The sequence below is a fragment of the Eudoraea sp. genome, assembly GCF_049669105.1.
In the GTDB taxonomy this organism is placed as follows: Bacteria; Bacteroidota; Bacteroidia; order Flavobacteriales; family Flavobacteriaceae; genus Eudoraea.
The window spans coordinates 1-2653 of the sequence record NZ_JBATKE010000243.1 but is presented as its reverse complement, the minus strand read 5'-3'; the positions used below and the strand labels follow the sequence as shown (position 1 = coordinate 2653).

Annotated in this window: 3 protein-coding genes; all 3 read right to left on the bottom strand. The window is 53.7% G+C overall.

The window, feature by feature from the left end:
- Nucleotides 1–45: 45 nt before the first annotated feature.
- On the bottom strand, nucleotides 46–987 hold the full coding sequence (locus tag WBM60_RS17145; RefSeq protein WP_424283401.1) for a hypothetical protein: 942 nt from the start codon (nucleotides 985–987) through the stop codon (nucleotides 46–48).
- The gene (locus WBM60_RS17140) at nucleotides 984–1778 is read right to left on the bottom strand and encodes a hypothetical protein (RefSeq protein WP_424283400.1); all 795 of its coding nucleotides are present in this window, start codon (nucleotides 1776–1778) and stop codon (nucleotides 984–986) included. The genes WBM60_RS17145 and WBM60_RS17140 overlap by 4 nt, the downstream gene beginning before the upstream one ends.
- 418 nt (nucleotides 1779–2196) lie before the next feature.
- Nucleotides 2197–2653, bottom strand: a 457-nt coding sequence (locus WBM60_RS17135; RefSeq protein WP_424283399.1) for a hypothetical protein, incomplete at its 5' end; no start/stop codon positions are given.

Genomic DNA, 2653 nt, shown 5'->3' with positions numbered 1-2653 from the left:
GGCAAGCAGCGCGCCGGCAAACGTTGTAAGTCGATCGCGCATAGCTCAGGCCTGCCGCGGTTTCAAATTGCCGACCAGCGTGATGCCAGCAGACACCACCTCATCAATCTGTTGCGGTCGATTCTTTTCGCAGCTGAAACGGATTCGTTCCGCGGACTCTGAAATACGCGAGACGACATGTAGCCCATCGCTTCCCAATACGCTTGCTGCGCGCCTCACCTCACGATGAGTACGAGCCGGGTTGTAGGGTATTTCCCCGAGTGACTCCAGGCGTTGCAACACGAGGCGCAAGAGGAGCGATGGCTTGTCGTCAAGAGCAGCACTGTTTACATCCTCAAGTGTCAGAAGTCGATCATCCACTACCAGATCCGCCCTCCCCGCGCTGTTCCTGGTCTTCGGCACATTGCGCGGCAATGAGTCTCGGGCCGTTCTGATTTCCGTTACGATGATCCCAATTGCAGCGGCAACTATCAGTGCACTGAGCGACCAGAATATGATCTCAATTGCCAAGCTTGATACCTCAACATTCGATAGCCATTCGGTCAACCAGCCCGGGGCCTGGTCCGACTTGTCTGATTGCAGCCCGTTGAACCAATCCACGAACCTTTCCCAGAGGGATTTGTTGTCTATAACCTCGGCGTCACCGAGACCGAGCACGATTTCATCCAGTGACAACAGGGACAGCTCGCTGCCCACCAAAGGCCGTTGATCGTAGTAAAACGCGAAATACTCGAACTCGGAGAGCTGCGAGAAGGAAAACTCCTCTTGCCATCCGGGTGCCAGCGTCTCTCGCCATTGGCTCGACTCGATTTCCTCTATCAGATCGGGGCAGCTATCACCGACCGATATCTGACTTGAGTCCTCCACGCTGGCGACTGTTGCGTTGCATTCCCCTATGGCAGTTGCCAGGTCAGCAATTGAGTCGCTGAAAGGCAAACAAAGGAGCAGCGCTCCTACGAGCAGCGCCGCAGAGCGCTGTACGATCACTCCTTGTCCAGACTCTCGATTCGCTCTGCCAAATCAATGCCTTGACTGCGCAGCTTTAGATCGTGGTAGACCGCGTATGCCAGGCAGTACATCATTGCCGTGATTACGGCTGTTATTACCGGGATAATCACTATGTCGCCCAGAATACTGGGTTGTAGATCCTGTGCGGAGTCAGATGAGGCCGCCAAGATCCCGACAACAAACCCGACCGCAACATAAAACACAAGCACAACAATCATCATTATTGTCAACAAGCCCGCGGTACGCCACCAGTTCCCTTTCACGAGCCCGTAGCTGTACTTGATGCTCTCAATCGGCCCATTGTTGTCTGCTGCTGCAGCATAGAACGCGAAAGCCAACATCACGCTGATATAGATACCGGGGACGATCAACAGAATCGATCCGACCAGGAAAGCAAGCATGTAGATAAGCGACGCGCCGATAACGGCCGGGGCTCGCTTCATGCCACCCAACATTGCCAGACCAAACGACATCGTCTCGCTCGTGAATACTGCTCGAATCCTGATGATCGCGGCAGCCATCAAGATCGTACCGACAATCACCATGGCGATGTATGTCCCGGCCAACAACGGCACGTCAAAGTCTAATGGCGCTCCCCCTTCCGCGATTTGGTTGAGCATTGAAGTCTGCAATACCCATGCCCCGATCGCACCACCCAACGCACCCAAATAGGTGATAGGGGCGACCTGTTTGATGGATGCAGTGAAAAGCTTGAAACCGCTATCCAAAACTCCGCCTATGGACTGCGGCTCGTTCGCATGTGTAAACATATCCCTCGTCTCCGTAGTTTGACCGACCCTTGGACGCGCAGCTACAGGGCCCGAGTATTCCAGGCTTGATGATACTAACGATAGGCGTAGATATCGATAAGTCCGTAGAATTTGTCAGATCGGTGCCGCCGGCGATGCAGGTCGATTGCCGTTCGGCTATAGGTATGGAGTACGGTCGAATACTATTGGAATCGATAAGGCTGTATGGCCAAGAGCATGCCCCTATCTTCTCGGTTGTCCTCGACCCACCTACTAGCGAGAAGCGCCTTTATCGTTTCTAGCGACAATGCCGCATATGGCTAGGACCTTGACTCTTGCATAGATCATGGCGCCCTACTCCGCCTGGGCAGAAAGAACCGGCCAATACTTGCCCGCGGGGCCCCAGGCCAGTTCCTCGAGCTCGTCAGCGAGGCTTCATCTACGCGTCTTCTTTCTCAATGGCCTCTGAAAGATCGTCAGCGAAATCAAGTTCGCATTTCTTGACATTGCTTGTATCTTCCAATGCGACGTATTCCCCTTTCAACTGCGCATACTCTGCTGCTTCAGGCCCGTCACCGCCCTCTAGGACGAACAGAGCCGGCCAGAACAGCACCATCCCAACGGCCATTTGCCCAGCATCCTTGTTTGCCTCCTGCTTCAGCTTGTAATGAAGCTGGTTTGTTTTGCGTTCAACGGATGCGCGTTCCAGTGCGATCATTTCACAGTCGTAATCCTTGTACTTCAATGGACTAACGTACGCCGCTCCAATCTTATCCGGCTGTGATGCACATCCAGTCGTGAATGCGGCTATACCGGCCGCAATTACGATAAGTTTTTTCATCGAGAAAACCTCCGATTCATATTTGTCAAAGTAGACGCAAGGGGGCGTACGCGGA